The 16,498-nt window shown below is 70.8% G+C and carries 18 protein-coding genes; 8 read left to right on the forward strand and 10 right to left on the reverse strand.

Annotated elements, in window-relative coordinates; genetic code table 11:
* Window positions 1-11 precede the first annotated feature (11 nt).
* Genes B9Y95_RS06900 through B9Y95_RS06910 form a run of 3 tightly spaced genes read left to right on the forward strand, consistent with a single transcriptional unit; the run spans window position 12 to window position 3,342 of the window.
* A complete protein-coding gene (locus B9Y95_RS06900) occupies window positions 12-1,382 on the forward strand; it encodes a phosphoribosyltransferase domain-containing protein (protein WP_159453337.1) in 1,371 nt (456 codons plus the stop codon).
* On the forward strand, window positions 1,379-2,533 hold the full coding sequence (locus B9Y95_RS06905; RefSeq protein ID WP_159453338.1) for a cysteine protease StiP family protein: 1,155 nt from the start codon (window positions 1,379-1,381) through the stop codon (window positions 2,531-2,533). The genes B9Y95_RS06900 and B9Y95_RS06905 overlap by 4 nt, the downstream gene beginning before the upstream one ends.
* Window positions 2,530-3,342 (forward strand): HAD family hydrolase, encoded by an 813-nt coding sequence (locus B9Y95_RS06910; RefSeq protein WP_200811364.1) that lies wholly within the window; start codon window positions 2,530-2,532, stop codon window positions 3,340-3,342. Before B9Y95_RS06905 ends, B9Y95_RS06910 begins: the two co-directional genes overlap by 4 nt.
* 12 nt (window positions 3,343-3,354) lie before the next feature.
* Here B9Y95_RS06910 and B9Y95_RS06915 read toward each other — a convergent pair whose 3' ends face one another.
* Genes B9Y95_RS06915 through mobA form a run of 3 tightly spaced genes read right to left on the reverse strand, consistent with a single transcriptional unit; the run spans window position 3,355 to window position 5,560 of the window.
* Window positions 3,355-4,593 (reverse strand): molybdopterin molybdotransferase MoeA, encoded by a 1,239-nt coding sequence (locus B9Y95_RS06915; RefSeq protein WP_085511192.1) that lies wholly within the window; start codon window positions 4,591-4,593, stop codon window positions 3,355-3,357.
* Window positions 4,590-4,862, reverse strand: coding sequence for a DUF6457 domain-containing protein (locus B9Y95_RS06920; RefSeq protein WP_085511193.1), 273 nt, complete (start codon window positions 4,860-4,862; stop codon window positions 4,590-4,592). Before B9Y95_RS06920 ends, B9Y95_RS06915 begins: the two co-directional genes overlap by 4 nt.
* Entirely contained in the window at window positions 4,859-5,560 is a 702-nt protein-coding gene (gene mobA / locus B9Y95_RS06925) for a molybdenum cofactor guanylyltransferase (RefSeq protein ID WP_085511194.1), read from the reverse strand. The genes B9Y95_RS06920 and mobA overlap by 4 nt, the downstream gene beginning before the upstream one ends.
* Window positions 5,561-5,653: 93 nt before the next feature.
* On the opposite strand from mobA, the gene fdhD reads away from it, so the two are divergent.
* Together fdhD and B9Y95_RS06935 are read left to right on the forward strand one after the other, a co-directional pair.
* Complete coding sequence (gene fdhD, locus B9Y95_RS06930) at window positions 5,654-6,562, forward strand: formate dehydrogenase accessory sulfurtransferase FdhD (protein ID WP_085511195.1); 909 nt, start codon at window positions 5,654-5,656, stop codon at window positions 6,560-6,562.
* Entirely contained in the window at window positions 6,559-8,850 is a 2,292-nt protein-coding gene (locus B9Y95_RS06935; RefSeq protein WP_085511196.1) for an FdhF/YdeP family oxidoreductase, read from the forward strand. The genes fdhD and B9Y95_RS06935 overlap by 4 nt, the downstream gene beginning before the upstream one ends.
* A gap of 40 nt (window positions 8,851-8,890) precedes the next feature.
* Here B9Y95_RS06935 and B9Y95_RS06940 read toward each other — a convergent pair whose 3' ends face one another.
* From B9Y95_RS06940 to B9Y95_RS06955, 4 genes are all read right to left on the reverse strand, one after another.
* The gene (locus B9Y95_RS06940; RefSeq protein ID WP_064295852.1) at window positions 8,891-9,151 is read right to left on the reverse strand and encodes a hypothetical protein; all 261 of its coding nucleotides are present in this window, start codon (window positions 9,149-9,151) and stop codon (window positions 8,891-8,893) included.
* Between the two features lie 90 nt (window positions 9,152-9,241).
* Window positions 9,242-10,186, reverse strand: a complete 945-nt coding sequence (locus B9Y95_RS06945) for an alpha/beta fold hydrolase (RefSeq protein WP_085511707.1) — start codon at window positions 10,184-10,186, stop codon at window positions 9,242-9,244.
* Between the two features lie 209 nt (window positions 10,187-10,395).
* Complete coding sequence (locus B9Y95_RS06950) at window positions 10,396-11,595, reverse strand: hypothetical protein (protein ID WP_085511197.1); 1,200 nt, start codon at window positions 11,593-11,595, stop codon at window positions 10,396-10,398.
* A gap of 132 nt (window positions 11,596-11,727) precedes the next feature.
* Window positions 11,728-12,129, reverse strand: a complete 402-nt coding sequence (locus B9Y95_RS06955) for a (R)-mandelonitrile lyase (protein WP_085511198.1) — start codon at window positions 12,127-12,129, stop codon at window positions 11,728-11,730.
* A gap of 132 nt (window positions 12,130-12,261) precedes the next feature.
* Here B9Y95_RS06955 and B9Y95_RS06960 point away from each other — a divergent pair, with 132 nt between their 5' ends.
* On the forward strand, window positions 12,262-13,155 hold the full coding sequence (locus B9Y95_RS06960) for a DUF808 domain-containing protein (RefSeq protein ID WP_085511199.1): 894 nt from the start codon (window positions 12,262-12,264) through the stop codon (window positions 13,153-13,155).
* Window positions 13,156-13,198: 43 nt separating this feature from the next.
* On the opposite strand, the gene B9Y95_RS06965 is transcribed toward B9Y95_RS06960, so the two are convergent.
* The gene (locus B9Y95_RS06965; RefSeq protein ID WP_085511200.1) at window positions 13,199-13,675 is read right to left on the reverse strand and encodes a GNAT family N-acetyltransferase; all 477 of its coding nucleotides are present in this window, start codon (window positions 13,673-13,675) and stop codon (window positions 13,199-13,201) included.
* A 120-nt stretch (window positions 13,676-13,795) separates the two neighbouring features.
* On the reverse strand, window positions 13,796-14,128 hold the full coding sequence (locus B9Y95_RS06970) for a DUF4333 domain-containing protein (protein WP_085511201.1): 333 nt from the start codon (window positions 14,126-14,128) through the stop codon (window positions 13,796-13,798).
* A 104-nt stretch (window positions 14,129-14,232) separates the two neighbouring features.
* Between B9Y95_RS06970 and B9Y95_RS06975 the strand changes: the two genes are divergently transcribed.
* Entirely contained in the window at window positions 14,233-15,129 is an 897-nt protein-coding gene (locus B9Y95_RS06975) for an alpha/beta hydrolase fold domain-containing protein (RefSeq protein ID WP_123539764.1), read from the forward strand.
* A gap of 51 nt (window positions 15,130-15,180) precedes the next feature.
* Here B9Y95_RS06975 and B9Y95_RS06980 read toward each other — a convergent pair whose 3' ends face one another.
* The gene (locus B9Y95_RS06980; RefSeq protein ID WP_085511202.1) at window positions 15,181-15,495 is read right to left on the reverse strand and encodes a metalloregulator ArsR/SmtB family transcription factor; all 315 of its coding nucleotides are present in this window, start codon (window positions 15,493-15,495) and stop codon (window positions 15,181-15,183) included.
* A gap of 65 nt (window positions 15,496-15,560) precedes the next feature.
* Here B9Y95_RS06980 and B9Y95_RS06985 point away from each other — a divergent pair, with 65 nt between their 5' ends.
* Entirely contained in the window at window positions 15,561-16,460 is a 900-nt protein-coding gene (locus B9Y95_RS06985) for an NAD-dependent epimerase/dehydratase family protein (RefSeq protein ID WP_085511203.1), read from the forward strand.
* The last annotated feature ends 38 nt before the right edge of the window (window positions 16,461-16,498 follow it).

A 16,498-nucleotide genomic window follows, 5' to 3' on the forward strand; every position in this document is an offset into this window, starting at 1 on the left:
CAGGCGGTTTCGTGCGCGACGCCGTCGGCATCGCCCTGCGCTCGGACGCGTCCCGAAGCCTGATCCCGGTGGAGGACCTCGTCGGTCTCGCGCTCCGCGACAACCCCAAACGCGCGCAGCTGCTCGTGTCGACGGTCCTCGCCAAACACGTGCCGACCGTGCCCGGCCTGGCACTCGCCGCCGGAGAACTGCTCGGCCTCCTGGTGCGGAGCGCGCTCGACGGCAGCGATCCGGAGACGGCTCCGTTCGACACGGTGGCGCAGCTCCTTGCCCGTCGGGAACGGCCGGATGCTGACGGTCTCGCCGCACTCGCCGCCGTCCGCGAGCACCTCGCTCAGCTCCGCGATGCGGCCCCAGCGGCCGGACCGGAGCTCGTCACCGTCGGCTACGCGGAGACGGCGACCGGGCTCGGCCACATCGTCGCCGACGCACTCGGCTCGCCGTACCTCCATTCCACGAGACACGAGGCGGACGTGCCCTTCACGCCGTTCGAGGAGGAGCACTCGCACGCGAGCGACCACCGCCTGTATCCGAGCGACCCCGCGTGGGCCACGGTCGGCGGCACCACGGTGCTCGTCGACGACGAGTTGAGCACCGGACGCACCGTCCGCAACACGATCACCGCGCTGCACGCCACCACGCCGCAGGCGCACTGGGTGGTCGCGGGCCTCATCGACCTCCGTTCGGATGCGGACCGGCAGCGCTTCGACGAACTCGCCGACCGCCTCGGTACCCGGATCACCGTCGTGGCGCTCGGCGTGGGTGCCGTCGACCTTCCGGAGGACGTCCTCGCCCGCGCGCGAGCGGTCATCGACGCCGCACCCGCGGCATCGGCCGCCGGATCGGCCGCAACCGGCGACGTCGTCGTCGTGGACGCCTCCGACCTGCCGCCCGTACGGAGCGCGCGCTTCGGTGCGCCAGGACGCCTGGACGACGCGGTGACGGCCGCGATCGCCGGCCGGGTCCTTCCGGAGCTGTCGGACGGCGAGGTCGTGGTGCTCGGCTCCGAGGAGTTCATCGCGGTACCGCTGGCCGTCGCCGACCACCTCGACCGCACCCGCGGAGCGACGCGCTTCTCCACCACCACGCGGTCCCCCATCGCCGTCATCGACCGTGACGACTACGCCATCGCGAGCGCAGTGTCCTTCACCAGCCACGACCACACGATCGACGGCTTCGGACCCCGCTTCGCCTACAACCTCTCGCGCGGCGGCTCACGGTTCGCCGCGGTGGTCCTGTTCCCGGAGCCGGGCGCCGACCGCGAGCTCCTGCTCCGGCCCGACGGCGTCGTCGAGGCGCTGCGGACCGTCACCGACCACGTCATCGTCGTCCTCCTCACCGAATCCGTCCCGACCCCAGCCGAATGGAACCCCGCACCGTGACCATCGACGCCGCCGCCCTCCCCGAGCCGCTCACCGGACCGGACTTCGGGTCCTACGACGCCTCGGAGGTGCGCTGGCTGCTGACCGACCTCGGCGACACCCGCCTCGAGGCCGATGCCTCCGAGCGCGAGGCCGCGATCCAGAGCGGTCGCGCGCACTACGCCGAGTCGCTGCCCATCGAGTACCTGCCCTCCCCCGAGTACGAGGAGCTCTACCGAGACGCCCTCGCGCGGTCGAGCCGACGTCTCGCGGTGGCCGTCGGCGTCGTCACCGACCTCGTCCTGGCCTCCCGCGCGAACCGCCCCGTGCTGGTCTCCCTCGCCCGCGCCGGAACGCCCATCGGGATCCTCATGCGTCGCTGGGCGAAGGAGGTCCGTGGGATCGACGTGCCGCATTACACGATGAGCATCGTGCGCGGGGTCGGCGTCGACGGGACCGCGCTGCGCTACCTCGCGGCGCACCACGACCCGGAGCAGATCGCGTTCGTCGACGGCTGGACCGGCAAGGGCGCCATCGCGCGCGAACTGACGGCAGCGCTGGAACTCTTCGCCGAGACCGACGGCATCCGCTTCTCCGACGAACTGGCCGTCCTCGCCGACCCCGGCCACTGCGTGCCCGTGTACGGCACCCGTGACGACTACCTCATCCCCTCCGCGTGCCTGAACTCCACCGTCTCCGGCCTCGTGTCCCGCACGGTGTACAACCGCGAACTGCTCTCCGACGACCAGTTCCACGGCGCCAAGTTCTACCGCGAGCTCAGCAGTCACGACGTCTCCGGCGCGTTCCTCGACGCGGTCTCCAGCCGCTTCGCCGAGGTGGTCGACGACGTCGCCGCTGGTGTGGAGGAAGCCTCGGCGGCCGATCGGGAACCGAGCTGGATCGGCTGGGAGGCCGTCGAGCGGATCCGGGAACAGTACGACATCCCGACCGTGAACCTCGTGAAGCCCGGTGTCGGCGAGACCACCCGCGTCCTGCTCCGCCGGGTGCCGTGGAAGGTGCTCGTGTCGCCGGACGCCCTCGACGACGTCGCACACGTGCTCCTGCTCGCCGAGCAGCGGGGTGTGCCGGTCGAGGTCGTGCCCGGGTTGCCCTACAGCTGTGTCGGACTCATCAACCCATTGAGCGACGCCGCTGCGGGAGACGCCCAGTGAGCGCCCTCGTCGCCTGCGACCTGGATCGAACCCTCATCTACTCGCCGAAGGCGTTCTGGCTCGAGACGCCGGACCCCGAGGCGCCGTCGATCGTCGTCTCGGAGCTCTGGAACGGCGTGCCGATCTCCTTCATGACGCGCGAGTCGGAGCGACTGCTGATCGAGCTGCGCTCGCAGGCCGTGTTCATGCCCGTCACGACGCGGACGGTGGCGCAGTATCAGCGGGTGCAGCTGCCGGGCGGCGCACCCGCTTACGCGATCACGAGCAACGGCGGCGAGATCCTCGTCGACGGCGTCCCGGACGCCGACTGGCGCGACCGGGTGCGAGCGCACCTCACCGACCACACCGCTCCGCTCGACGAGGCGCTCGCGCGCTTCGAGGAGCTTGCCTCGCCGACCTGGATCCTCAAGACGAACGTCGCGGACGCGCTGTTCTTCTACTCGATCGTCGAACGCGACGCGATACCGGCGGGCTGGCTCGAACAGGTCGAGCAGGAGTGCGAACGGCTCGGGTGGACGGTGTCACTGCAGGGACGCAAGCTCTACTGCGTACCCCGGACGCTCACGAAGCACGACGCCGTCAGCGAGGTCGCCCGCCGCCTCGACGGACCACTCGTCCTCGCGGCCGGTGACTCGCTCCTCGACCAGTCGATGCTGGAGACCGCCGACCTCGCGTTCCGGCCGGCGCACGGCGAGCTCGACGACGAGGGCTTCACGATCGACACGCTGACGGTCACCAAGCGGCGCGGCATCCTCGCCGGCGAGGAACTGCTGCAGCTGATGACGGCGGCAGTCGTCCGGGGCCGCTGACCCGAGGCCCGGTCACCAGGGCAGGTCGAGACTCGGTACCAGGCCCCCCGCGGCCGCGCCGGAGCCCGGGCACACGAGCACGCCGTCGGCGTCGGCGAGCCCGCGGAGCATGGCTGCCCCGTGCCACGGCGTCGGCTCCGCATGCGGCGTGGCCGAGTCGGGATCGTGCACCGAGCGGTACGGACGCAGGACCGTCCCGGAACGGACCCCGTCGATGGGCGAGGCGAGCACTGCCGGTCGCAGGGCCGGGAGCTCGAGTCCCTGGAGGCCGGCGAGCACCGGGTGCACGAGCGTGAGGACGCTGAGCAGTGCGGCGAGCGGGTTGCCGGGGAGCCCGACGAACAGGCGACCGTCCGGCAGCCGCGCGAGCAGCGCAGGGCCACCCGGGCGGACGTCGACGCCATCCACGAGGAAGTCCGCTCCGGCGTCGCGGAGCAGCGCTCGGACATGGTCGGCGCGGGAGTCGCCGGTGCCACCGGTGGTCACGACGAGGTCCCGCTGGTGGCGGGCATGGACGCCGGCCGCACTCGTCAGCCCGAGGGCTTCGGCCGTGGTGGACGCGTCGTCGCCGACACGGACGCTGGACGTGACGACGCCGCCGAGCGAGGCGATCACTCCCGGGAGGGATGGGCCGAAGCTGTCGCGCACGAACCCGGGTGCGGGCACGCCACTCGTGACGACCTCGTCGCCCGTGAGGACCAGGCGGACGCGCATGGCCGGTACGACGGGCACGCGGTCGAAGCCGGCACCGGCGGCGAGCGCGAGGTGGACGGGCCCCAGACGCGTGCCGGCGTCGAGGACGGTCGACCCCGCGGGCGACTCGGTTCCGGCAGGCCGGATGTGCCGCCCCGGACGCGGCTCCCCGCTCGGTGCGGACGGTGCGAGGTGGAGGCTGGCAGCACCCGAAACCTGCTCGACCACGCCGTGCTCGAGCGGGAGGACCGCCTCGGCGCCTGTCGGGATCAGCCCACCGGTCAGGACGTCGACCGCGACACCGTCGCCGAGTCCGACCGATCGCGCGCGCTCGGCGTCTCCGCCGATCAGCAGGGTCCAGGGGCCGCTCCCGGCCACCGCCCAGCCGTCCATCGCCGAGGAGGCGTAGTGCGGGATCGCGATGGGCGAGACGAGCGACGCCGCGAGGACGTGTCCGAGGGCCTCGGTGAGCGCGAGCGTGTCGACGACGTCGGACCGCTGTGCGGCACCCGCCGCGTGCGCGATACTGCGGGCGTCCGACCAGGAGGACCTCGTCATGCGGTCGTGTCCGAGGCGACCAGCCGTTCGACGGCAGCGGTCGCAGCCCCGGCGGCGGCGACCGGATCCGCCCCGCTCGCGAGCGCCTTCCCGACGGCTATGCCGACGAGGTAGGTGGTGAGCGGGGCGGCCGGACGCAGCACGGCGTGCGCGGCCGTGCCCGCGAGTCCGAGGACGGCGTCGATGTCGACCGCGACGTCGCCGAGCTCCAGCTCGGCGGACACCCGGTCGGTCCAGTCTGCGAGGACGGCTTGCAGGTCATCGGTCATGGGAGACGCTCCTCAGGGTCGGCGTTCGGCGTGGTGGAAGCGGTCGGCGCCGGCGACTCGACGGCGGTGACGACCCCGAGTCCGGTGGCGTCGGCCCAGGTGTCGACGTCGGCGGAACCGCCGTCGGGAATGGGCACCTGGCGGAGGACGAGTCCGGCGAGCAGCTGGCGGACGGAGACACCCGCGAGGTCACCGCTCGGTTGTGACGCCCGAAGTGCGGCGACCCGGCGTTCCAGGGCCTCCCGGCGGTAGACCGCGAGCAGCGGCTGCTCACGACCGGAGTCGTCCACCGCGACCCAGCCGTCGGCGTCGGTCCGGGTCGCGGCTGTGGCTGTGGCTGTGGCTGTGGCTGTGGCTGCGTCGAGCACCGCGGCGAGCGCCGGCGCGGCGTCCGGCATGTCGCAGGCGAGGACGGCGACCTGCACGGGACCCTCGGCCGCGACGCCATCACGCAAGGCGTCCAGGCCGGCGGCGACGGCCGCGGCGGGGCCGCCGAAGACGGGATGCTCGCGGACGAAGCGGACTGGATCAGCCGTCTCGACCTCGGGGCCGACCACGATGACACGGCCGCCGGCCGGCCGCGCAGCATCGATCGCGAGCTGGAGGAGCGTCCGGCCGTCGCGGAGCAACGACGCCTTCGCGACGCCGCCGAGACGGGAGGACCGCCCTCCCGCGAGGATGATCGCGTCGACGGACATGGCACCAGCCTAAGCCGCGATCCAGCCCGCGAGGCGGCTGCGGATCCGGTGAGGCACCTTGCCCTCGTCCGATGGTGGTGATAGCCATGAGCCATGACTCGCATCACGGCGCGCAGACGCGTCACCCGCATCACGGTGGGACAGCCCGCGCGCACCCGCGAGGACGTCCTCGCCGTCGAAGAGCCGCTCGAGATCCGCGTCGGTGGTCGTTCGCTCGCCATCACGATGCGGACGCCCGGCCACGACGTCGACCTCGCGATCGGCTTCCTCGTCTCGGAGGGAGTCATCGGTCGGGGTGACGACGTCCGGACAGCACGGTACTGCGCCGGCGCGACGGACGAGGGCGTCAACACGTACAACGTGCTCGACGTCGCCCTGTCCCCCGGCGTCCCCGCCCCCGATCCGAGCCTGGAACGGAACTTCTTCACCACCAGCTCGTGCGGCCTCTGCGGCAAGGCGAGCATCGACGCCGTCCGGACGAGCTCTCGCTACTCCGTCGCGGACGACGACTTCCGCCTCGACCCGGCGCTCCTCGTGACCTTCCCCGACCGCCTCCGGGCACAGCAGGCGGTCTTCGAACGCACCGGCGGTCTGCACGCGGCCGGCCTGTTCGACGCGCGCACCGGCGAGATGCTCGTACTCCGCGAGGACGTCGGCCGACACAACGCCGTCGACAAGGTCGTCGGATGGGCGGCGAAGGAGGGGTTGCTCCCGCTCCGCTCCATGGTCCTGATGGTGTCGGGGCGCGCGAGTTTCGAGCTCACGCAGAAGGCCTCGATGGCCGGCATCCCGATGCTCGCCGCCGTCTCCGCTCCGTCCTCGCTCGCCGCCGAACTGGCCACCGAACTCGGGATGACGCTCGTCGGCTTCCTCCGCGGCGACTCGATGGTCGTCTACAGCGGAGCCCACCGCCTCGGCGACCCCGACGCAGCCGACGCCGACGGATCGGCACGTTCCGACGACTCGGCACCGGCCGCACTCCAGACCGGAGCGAACGCATGAGCGCCGAACCGCCCGTCGAGGACGTCACCGACGCCGACATCGAGGTCACCCACCCGAAGCACGTCGCCGTCGGCCTGCCCGGCATCCTGCACTCGATGGAGCCAGCCCTCCGACAGCTCGGGCCGAAGCGGACCGCGGAGCTGTTCACCTCGATCAACCAGCGCGGCGGCTTCGACTGCATGAGCTGCGCCTGGCCCGACCCGGACGACCGCAAGAAGCTCGAGTTCTGCGAGAACGGCGCGAAGGCCGTCATCTGGGAGGCGACGCCGGTCGTCATCCCGAGCGCGTTCTGGGCCGAACACTCGCTCAGCGATCTCGCCGACAAGACGGAGTACTGGCTCGGCATGCAGGGTCGACTGTCGGAGCCCGTCTACAAGCCGGCCGGTTCGGACCACTACCGGCCGGTGAGCTGGGACGAGGCGTTCGCCATCGTCGGCGATCAGCTGCGTGGGCAGGAGTCCCCCGACGAAGCCGTCTTCTACACGAGCGGCCGCGCGTCGAACGAGGCGGCCTTCGTCTACCAGCTCTTCGTCCGCGCCTTCGGGACCAACAACCTCCCCGACTGTTCGAACATGTGCCACGAGTCCACCGGCACGGCGCTCGGAGAGGTCATCGGGGTCGGGAAGTCGACCATCCGGTACGAGGACTTCGAGCAGGCCGACCTCATCATCGTGATGGGCCAGAACCCGGGCACGAACCATCCGCGCATGCTCACGGCGCTCGAGGACGCGAAGCAGGCGGGCGCGACGATCGTCTCGGTGAACCCGCTCCCCGAGGCGGCGCTCGAGCGGTACAAGAACCCGCAGACGGTCCGCGGCATGGTCGGGCGCGGCACGGTCATCTCCGACCAGTTCCTGCAGATCCGGCTCGGCGGCGACATGGCACTGCTGCAGGCGGTCTCGAAGCGGGTCCTGGAGGCCGAGGCGGCAGCTCCGGGGACGATCCTCGACCACGCGTTCCTCGCCGAGCACTGCCTCGGACTCGAGGAGCTGACGGCCCACCTGGCCGACCTCGACGAGACGGCGGTGCTCGAGGCGACCGGCCTCACGAGCGAGCAGATCGACGAACTCGCCGAGCGCTACATCGCGTCGAACGCGACGATCGTCACCTGGGCGATGGGTCTGACCCAGCACAAGGCGGCGGTCAACGGGATCAAGGAGATCATCAACCTGCTCCTCCTCCGCGGGAACATCGGCAAGCCGGGCGCCGGTGCGTCGCCGATCCGCGGGCACAGCAACGTGCAGGGCGACCGGACGATGGGTATCTGGGAGCAGATGCCCGAATCCTTCCTCGCTGCCATGGAGCGCGAGTTCGCGGTCCCGATGCCGCGGGAGCACGGGGTCGACGCGGTGAACGCGATCCGGGCGATGCAGCGGGGCGAGGTCCGCACCTGGATCTCGCTCGGCGGCAACTTCGTCGCGGCGATCTCCGACACCGCCGCCGCCGAGGCCGCGATCCGCGGAACGCAGTTGTCGGTGCAGATCTCGACGAAGCTCAACCGGTCGCACGCGGTCACCGGCGAGGCGGCGATCATCCTGCCGACCCTCGGGCGCACCGAGATCGACCTGCAGGCGAGCGGACCGCAGATGGTCAGCGTGGAGGACTCGGTGTGCGCTGTCCACGCCTCGCACGGCCGCATCCCGCCGGCAGCGCCCGGTCTGCTCTCCGAGGTCGCCATCATCACGCGGCTCGCGCGTGCGACGCTCGGTGAGGACTCGGGCATCGCCTGGCAGGCGTTCGAGGACGACTACGACACGATCCGCGAACACATCGGACGGGTCGTGCCGGGCTGCGAGGGGTACAACGAGCAGATCCGCCGCGAGGACGGCTTCGTCCTGCCGAACGGACCGCGAGACTCCCGCACGTTCACGAACCCCGAGGGTCGCGCCCTGCTGACGGTCAACGAGCTCGAACCGATCCACTGCCCGCCCGGTCGGCTGCTCCTGCAGACCCTGCGCTCGCACGACCAGTTCAACACGACGATCTACAGCCTGAACGACCGGTACCGCGGCATCAAGAAGGGCCGGAACGTCGTGTTCGTCAACCCGGACGACCTCCGCGACCTCGGCCTGGAGGACGGGCAGACGGTGGACGTCTTCAGCGAGTGGGCCGGACAGCCGGATCGGGAGCTCCGCGGCTTCCGCGTCGTCTCCTACCCGACCGCTCGTGGATGTGCCGCGGCGTACTTCCCCGAGGCGAACGTCCTCGTCCCGCTCGACTCGACGGCCGACCGCAGCAACACCCCGGTCTCGAAGGCGATCGTCGTGCGGTTGCAGCCGGCCGCCTGACAGCCGGAGCGACGTCGACCCGGGCGACGGTCTGAGCGGTTCATTCGTACGCTCGGAGGAGCTGCCAGCGTCCGCGCGCGGCGTCGAGTCGGATGTCGAAGACGAAGGACCGGCCGTCGGCAGCGGTCGCCTGGAACCGCCAGGCGGGGGTCGCCGCGGGCGGATGGGTGACGAACGAGACGTTCGGCTCGAGCGGGGTCGGGGTGTCGGTGACGAGGTACCGGGCTCCGTCCCAGAACAAGCGCTCCGGCACGCCTGCCGGCGTCGTCCAGACCGCGATCTCGGTGCTCGTAATCAACATGCATGGCCTCCCGTTGTTCGAACATACGTTCGATAGAGAGTGAGCCTAACCCGACATCCGACGACACGCCAGCCCGGATCGGCCGGGGATTCAGTCTCCCGGCGTGTCGGCGAGGAACCGCTTGATGTCCTCGCCCATCACCGTCGCCTCGGTGTGGTGCAGGTAGTGTCCGCCGTCGAGTCGGACGAGTTCCCCCCGGTCGACTCCGGCGAGCTGCTCCTCGTGAAGGGGCACCCAGTCGGAGAGTTCCGGGTCGTCGCCGACGACGAACATGAGGATCGGCAGGTCGGCCGGGAACGCTTGGGATCGAGCAGCCTTGAAGTTGCCGGGCGTGTGGGCGATCTCGTCGAGCAGCGTCGGCGACATCGCGTTGCGGTTCGTCAGGATCGCGAGTTGGCGCTTCGTGGCGGCGTCGTACGGGAGGCCCTCGTACGGGTCGGGCGCGATGGCGGTGAGGAGGCGCAGGATGCCGAGCGCCTGCAGTGTGTCGACGCCGTCGGTCGGCGTCGGCTCGTCGCTTCCGGGCTGGGTCGGGACGCTCGTGTCGATCCCGATGAACGCCGTCACCTCGGCGCGGAACCGCTCCAGATACTCGAGGGCGTAGATGCCGGCGATCGAGTGTCCGGCGAGGACGTACCGGTCGATGCCGAGGTGCTGCAGGGCGGCGTGCACCTCGCCGGCGATGTTGGCCGAGGTCCGGGGCACGTCCGTCTGATCGCTGAGGCCGTAGCCGAACGGCTCGACGACCACCACTCGGTACTGGTCGCGGAGCTCATCGACGAGCGGCTCGAAGTCGAGGCCGGGTGCCGCGGTACCCTGGCCGGGCAGCAGGACGATCGTCTCGGCGCCGGAACCACTGATGACGACGTTCATGTCCTTGCCGTCGACGTCGACCAACTGCCCGTAGGGCTGCAGGTCGCCCGCTTCCGACGAACTCGCGACGGCGTTCACGATGCTCGTCGTCGCGAGGCCTGCTGCGACGAGGCCGGCGATCGTGGCGATCGAGATCAGTGGAACCTTCAGGAGCTTGCGCATCGTCACCCATCGTGAGGAGTCGGCGGCGGGCGGTCGCACCGCGCCGATTCCATACTCACGGAGCGAGCGCATCGCCACATCCGCCGCTGGACGAAGACGTGCCCGGCGCGGCTACGCAGTTGTGCGCAAGCGGAGCCCGGCTACGAGTGCGACCGACGACGGAGCCGGCTGGAAGTGGTCGGCTTCCGGCCGGCTCGTGGTCGGTTCGTCTACTCGGCGGGCGGCGGGCTCTGCGGCTCCGTCGGCTGCGGCTCCGTGGGCTGCGGCGCCACCGGCGGCTGCTTCGCCTCCTGCGGAGGACGGGACTCCTGCGGACGCTGCTGGTCCTGCTGCGGAGGCGCGGGCTGTGCCGGCGACGACGGAACCTGCGGCTGCGGAGGCCCCCACTGCTGCGGCGCGGGCTGTGCCGGAGCAGGCTGCCCGGGCGCGGAGCCCTGCCAGGACGGCGTGGGCCACTGCTGGCCCGGCTGCTGCGGGGTGGGCTGCTGCGGGGCAGGCTGCCCCTGATACGGCTGCCCCTGGTAGCCCTGCCCAGGGTACCCCTGGCCATACTGGCCGGGGTTCGGCTGATCGCCGTACGACTGCTGCTGCCCCGGGTACGGCTGCTGCGGGTGCTGCCCCTGGTAGGGCTGCTGCGGTTGCTGTCCCGGGTAGCCCTGCTGGCCCTGGTATCCCTGCTGACCCGGGTAGCTCTGAACCGGGTAGCTCTGAACCGGGTAGCCGGGTGCGGCCTGCTGGTACACCTCCGGACGGTACGGCTGCTGCCCGGAGGCCACCCGCTCGCCCTCCGGCTTCTGGGAGAACGCCCGCACGATCACGGGGATCACGGCGGAGATCGCCGCAGCGAGCGTCGTGGCCGCGGCGATGCGCCACCACCAGTCCGCCCAGGTGCCCTCGGGGAACGCCATGGGCAGCACGAGCACGAGGACCGTGGCGATGATGAGCGCGATCGTCACGATGCCGGTGGCCCGGACCACGGTGGACGTCGCGCGGGTGACGAAGTGGAGGAAGTACACCTGGATGATGATGAGCGCGACCCGCACGATGATGAGGATGCCGAGGAACAGCATGATCTGGGTGGACCAGACGAAGCCGTCGGAGGTGTTCGGCGGCTGGAGCCACCCGTTCCACAGCTTCAGGAGGCCGACGGTGACGAGGAAGATGTTCACCAACGTCGACACCGCGAGGTACCACTTGTTGGGCCCGTGACCGGCTGCGGCGTCGAGCGACACGGCACCGACGAAGGCCGCGAGCAGCAGCAGCGTGAGCCAGACCCGCCCGGCGATGTCGGCCTGATCGCCGACGATGATGAAGTATCCGCCGATGATCGCCGCCGCGACGAGCGTTCCGATCGTCAAGGTCAGCGCGAGCACGGCCGACCGTGAGCGGCGCGGTGTGGTCTCGACCATTCGAAATCCCCAATCTGTCGTGAGTGCCAACAGTACCGGGGTGGCATCCGCACGGAAGGGAGCGGTCCCTACCTCTGGGGAGGACGCCCGCTTCTCCACAGCGGAGAAGCGGGGTCGAGGTCGGGCGGTCGGTCAGGGGCGGTGGTAGTCGGCTTCGGCCACGTGCTCGAGCCAGGTCGTGCTCATCGCCGGGTCGTCCGCCTGTTCGAACATCGCGAGGTGCTCCATGTAGTCGTCGGGCGTGGCTCCGTGCCAGTGCTCCTCGCCGGGTGGGGTGTAGACCGTCTGGCCCGGCTGGACGACGAGAACGGCACCGTCGCGCGTACCCATGAGGGCGACGCCCTCGGTGACGTGGAGGGTCTGCCCGTTGGCATGGGAGTGCCATGCGGTGCGGGCGCCGGGGATGAACCGCACCTTCGCGACCATCATGTGCTGGCCGTCCTGCTGCGGCGCGGCCAGCAGGTCGAGGTAGACGTCGCCGGTGAACTGCTCGGCGGGGTTCTTGATCGTCGCGGGTTTCGGTTGGATCTGCATACGGACGACGCTACGGCCGTGCACGTCGGCGAGGGAGTGTCCAGCAGTACACCCTTCGGCGATCGCGACAGTACTGTGGACTCCGTCCCTGCCGAGCCCGCGGCGGCGTGACCCCGAGCCAAGGAGAAGCACATGTCGGTCGGCCTGCTCGCCGTTGTCGATGACATCCTCAGCGCAGCCCTCAAGGCGAGTGCGAAGACCGCAGGCGTCGTGATCGACGACGCCGCCGTCACCCCGCAGTACGTGCAGGGGCTCACCCCCGCGCGGGAGCTGCCGGTCGTGTGGCGGATCGCCCGCGGCAGCCTCATCAACAAGTTCGTCATCATCATCCCGATCGCCCTGCTGCTCACGGCGTTCGCCCCCTGGGTGCTGCCGTTCCTCCTCATCATCGGAGGCACCTACCTCTGCTTCGAGGGCGCCGAGAAGGTCATGGAGTGGTTCGGCATGCACCACGCGGAGGCGGAGGAGGACGTCCGCGACGAGAAGAAGCTCGTCTCCGGGGCCGTCCGCACCGACCTCATCCTCAGCACGGAGATCATGCTCATCTCCCTCGCCAGCCTCGACTCGGGGCTCGGCATCTGGATGACGCTAGGCGCCCTCCTGGTCATCGGCCTCGTCATGACCGCGGTCGTCTACGGCGCGGTCGCCCTGCTCGTGAAGATCGACGACATCGGACTCCGGCTCATGAAGAACCCGTCGCGCGGCGTCCGCCGCACCGGTGCACGGATCGTCGCGTCGATGCCCGCGGTCTTCCGCGTCATCAGCGTCGTCGGCACGGTCGCTATGCTCTGGGTCGGCGGCCACCTCGTGATCGCGAACCTCGCCGAGACCCTCTGGCACGGCCCGTACGACCTCCTGCACGTCGTCACCCACGCGATCGAGGCCGCCGGACCGGTCGTCGTCTGGATCGCCGACACCGCGATGTCCGCCGTGTTCGGACTCGTCCTCGGTCTGATCGTCGTCGCGATCGTGACCGGGATCTCGCGGTTGCGCTCGCGGAACCAGCCCGCGAAGGCTGCGCACTAACGGCGACAGCCACGCTGCCGAGCGTCAGCGGAGCGGGCGGGCGTCAGCGGAGCGACATCGGGATGACCTCGTACGGCGAGTAGATCGGGATGGGCTCGTAGCCGAGCCACTCGTAGAGCCGCACGGCCTCGGGCTGGCGGTCGCCGGTCTGCAGGATGAGGCGGGACGCCCCCTCGGCACGGGCGGTGTCCTCGACGGCGGCGATCAGGCGCTTCGAGACGCCCCGCCCGCGGTGATTCGGGAGGGTGACGACGCGCTTGAGCTCCCATTCGCCGCGCAGTCGACGCAGGGCGGCGTGGCCGACCGGCTCGCCGTCCACGAGGGCCAGGAAGGTCGCGCTGATGTCGGCAGGATCGACGGCGAACGCGGTCAGCGCCCGCTCGGCGGCCGCCGGGTCCCAGTCCTCCCAGGCCGACGCGTACCGGGCGTCCATCTCCTCGTCCATCGCGGCGCGGAGCCGCACGGCCCGCTCGTCGTCCCAGGCGACTCGCTCGATGACGACAGGGTTCAGCTCGGGCATGCGGTTCCTTCGGGACGGGCTGCTGCGGCGCGATCGGCACGTCGACGCCGTCTGCCAGTGTCCCACGACGAAGACCCGTCAGACCCGTCAAGGACGGGTCGGAGCCCGCAGCGACGGGGATCAGTTCGCGGTGTCGGCGACCTGGACCGCCACGTGGTACTTCGTGCCGTCGACGTCGCTGATCGTGACGACGGCGTCGTACTCGGAGCCGCTCGACGGATCGGTCAGCGTGCAGTCGACGGTGGTGTCGTCGATGAGCTTCACGCGCTCGTCGCCGCAGTCGAGGTCGGGACGGGTACCGACCTGCTCCTCCAGCGCGCCGGCGGCCGTGTCCTCGATGTCCGAGGCCGGAACCGTGAGGCTCGCGCTGGCGCTGAAACTACAGCCGGCGAGCAGGAACGAAGCGGGGAGCGCCACGAAGGCACCGAGGGTCAGGAGGCGGCGACGGGTCATGCCGTCAGTATGGCGGTGCGGAGGGGACCGGGCGATGGGGACTCCTGCCCAGCCTGCGCTGCTAGCGTGGCGAGCCCCAGGAACCCGTCAACCGCGGAGGCACCGTGCTCACCATCCCAGGCGTCGTCGTCGGCCCCGCACTCCGACTCATCCGCGCGAACCGCGCCTTCGTGAGTGAGGCGGGCGCGCGCCGCCGGATCCGGGAGCGCACCCTCCGGCCGGCGCCCTACGGTCCTCCCAGCACCCTCCGCAGCGACGTCCGGGTCGACGTCGAACGTTTCGGAGACTGGCCGGTGTACACCGTGTCCCCCACGCGACGACCGGCGATCGGCGGGGTCGTGTACGCGCACGGCGGCGGGTGGGTCGGCGAGATCGCACCGCAGCACTGGACGCTCGCCGCCACCGTCGCCGCGGAGACCGGCGCGGTGGTCACGCTGCCGATCTACCCGCTCGTGCCCTACGGCACCGCGGCCGAGGTACAGAACGGCGTCGTCGAGCTGGTCCGGCGCAGCATCGAGCGGCACGGGCCGACCATCCTCGCCGGCGATTCGGCCGGGGGTCAGATCGCCCTGTCGGCCGCACTCCGACTCCGGGACGAGGGCGTCGTCCTGCCGATGACCACCCTGTTGTCACCAGCGCTCGACCTCACCTGGAGCAACCCTCGGATCCCGCTCGTGCAGCCGAGCGACCCCTGGCTGGCGACGCCCGGTGGGCGCGTGTTCGCGGAGCACTGGCGCGGCGATCTGGACATCACCGATCCGACCGTGAGCCCCCTCTTCGGCGACCTCACCGGGCTCGGGCCACTCACGGTCCTGAGCGGGACCCGCGACGTCCTCAACCCCGACGCCGAGTTGCTCGTCGAACGAGCCGAAGCGGCCGGCGTCGAGGTCGACTACCACGAGGGCGCCGGACAGTTCCACGTCTGGGCACTGCTGCCGACCCGCGCCGGACAGGCCGCCACGCAGACGATCGTCCGCAGCGTCACGCGCGGGCTGCGCTGAGTCGCCCGAAACTGTTCAGAATCCGCGCGGAATCGAACACTTTTGGGCGACTCAGGGCTGGATCCGGCGCTTCCGGACCTCGCGCAGGACCATCTGCTCCGGGCAGACGGTGGACAGGAAGTCGCCCACCGACAGCGCGAGGCGCTCACCGACGAGTGAGTAGAGGATGCGGTTCGCGTCGCGGCGCTCGGAGACGAGGCCGGCCTGGCGCAGGACGCTCAGGTGCCGCGAGATGGTCGGACCGGTGGCGTCGAAGCGTGCGGCGATCTCCCCCGCGGCGAGCTCGCCGTCTTTGAGGTCCTGCAGGATCTGCCGCCGCGTCGGGTGAGCGAGCGCGGCGAAGATGTCCGACGCCGTATCTGCCATGTTTGCAATCTAGCACAATTGCAATATACAGTTTCGCTATATTGCTAATAAGCGAAGGAGACAGCATGCGAGTGGCCATCACCGGTGGGACCGGTTTCGTCGGACAACACCTGGCCGAGCGACTGCAGCACGACGGGCACGAGATCGTCGTCGTCTCCCGACGCACCGGCGTGGAGATCGACGACGTCGAGGCGTTGACCGCCGCGTTCGCCGACTGCGACGTGGTCGCGCACTGCGCCGGGATCAACCGCGAGCTCGGCGAGCAGACCTTCCAGCGCGTGCACGTCGACGGCACCCGGGCGGTCGTGGACGCGGCCCGCCGCGCCGGCGTCGGTCGCATCGTGCTGGTGAGCTTCCTCCGCGCGCGCCCCGACTGCGGCTCCGGGTACCACGAGACGAAGTGGGCGGCCGAGGAGATCGTGCGGGGCTCGGGCATCGCGCACACCGTCCTCAAGTTCGGCATGATCTACGGCGCCGGCGACCACATGGTCGATCACGTCACGAAGGCCGTCCGCACCTTCCCGGTGTTCGCGACCGTCGGCTACCGCGAGCGTCTCGTGCGACCGGTGCCGGTCGCGGACGCCGTCGACGTCCTCGTCGCAGCACTCGAGGGCCGGGTGTCGGAGCCGACCGTGGCGGTCATGGGCGCCGAGGAACTCGAGCTGGGTGCGGCCGTCCGCAGGATCGCGCACGTGGCCGGACGCCGCCCGCTGTACGTCCCGGTCCCCGTGTGGACGATCCGCCTGCTCGCGCGCGCGACGGAACGTCTCATGAAGACGCCGCTGGTGGCGAAGGCGCAGGCGCAGATGCTGGCGGAAGGAGTGAGCGAGGCGGCCCCACCGGCACCGGAACTCCCTGCCGACCTCCGTCCCTCACGCCGCTTCGACGAGTCCCGGATCCGTGCGGCGCTCCCCGTCGGTCGATTCACCCTCGGCGACCTCCGCCTGTCGCGCTCATCCCACTGAGTCGCCCGAAACTGCTCGGAATCCGTGCGGAATCGCGC

Source organism: Plantibacter flavus (genome assembly GCF_900177615.1).
In the GTDB taxonomy this organism is placed as follows: domain Bacteria; phylum Actinomycetota; class Actinomycetes; order Actinomycetales; family Microbacteriaceae; genus Plantibacter; species Plantibacter flavus.

What these genes read in the sequence shown, in the direction of transcription:
- B9Y95_RS06935 (WP_085511196.1), top strand. Translation starts at nt 6,559, where the DNA reads ATGAGCGCCGAACCGCCCGTCGAGGACGTCACCGACGCCGACATCGAG.
- B9Y95_RS06915 (WP_085511192.1), bottom strand. Translation starts at nt 4,593, where the DNA reads ATGACGAGGTCCTCCTGGTCGGACGCCCGCAGTATCGCGCACGCGGCG.
- B9Y95_RS06945 (WP_085511707.1), bottom strand. Translation starts at nt 10,186, where the DNA reads ATGCGCAAGCTCCTGAAGGTTCCACTGATCTCGATCGCCACGATCGCC.
- B9Y95_RS06970 (WP_085511201.1), bottom strand. Translation starts at nt 14,128, where the DNA reads ATGACCCGTCGCCGCCTCCTGACCCTCGGTGCCTTCGTGGCGCTCCCC.
- mobA (WP_085511194.1), bottom strand. Translation starts at nt 5,560, where the DNA reads ATGTCCGTCGACGCGATCATCCTCGCGGGAGGGCGGTCCTCCCGTCTC.
- B9Y95_RS06960 (WP_085511199.1), top strand. Translation starts at nt 12,262, where the DNA reads ATGTCGGTCGGCCTGCTCGCCGTTGTCGATGACATCCTCAGCGCAGCC.
- B9Y95_RS06955 (WP_085511198.1), bottom strand. Translation starts at nt 12,129, where the DNA reads ATGCAGATCCAACCGAAACCCGCGACGATCAAGAACCCCGCCGAGCAG.
- B9Y95_RS06980 (WP_085511202.1), bottom strand. Translation starts at nt 15,495, where the DNA reads ATGGCAGATACGGCGTCGGACATCTTCGCCGCGCTCGCTCACCCGACG.
- fdhD (WP_085511195.1), top strand. Translation starts at nt 5,654, where the DNA reads ATGACTCGCATCACGGCGCGCAGACGCGTCACCCGCATCACGGTGGGA.
- B9Y95_RS06940 (WP_064295852.1), bottom strand. Translation starts at nt 9,151, where the DNA reads ATGTTGATTACGAGCACCGAGATCGCGGTCTGGACGACGCCGGCAGGC.
- B9Y95_RS06950 (WP_085511197.1), bottom strand. Translation starts at nt 11,595, where the DNA reads ATGGTCGAGACCACACCGCGCCGCTCACGGTCGGCCGTGCTCGCGCTG.
- B9Y95_RS06985 (WP_085511203.1), top strand. Translation starts at nt 15,561, where the DNA reads ATGCGAGTGGCCATCACCGGTGGGACCGGTTTCGTCGGACAACACCTG.
- B9Y95_RS06965 (WP_085511200.1), bottom strand. Translation starts at nt 13,675, where the DNA reads ATGCCCGAGCTGAACCCTGTCGTCATCGAGCGAGTCGCCTGGGACGAC.
- B9Y95_RS06920 (WP_085511193.1), bottom strand. Translation starts at nt 4,862, where the DNA reads ATGACCGATGACCTGCAAGCCGTCCTCGCAGACTGGACCGACCGGGTG.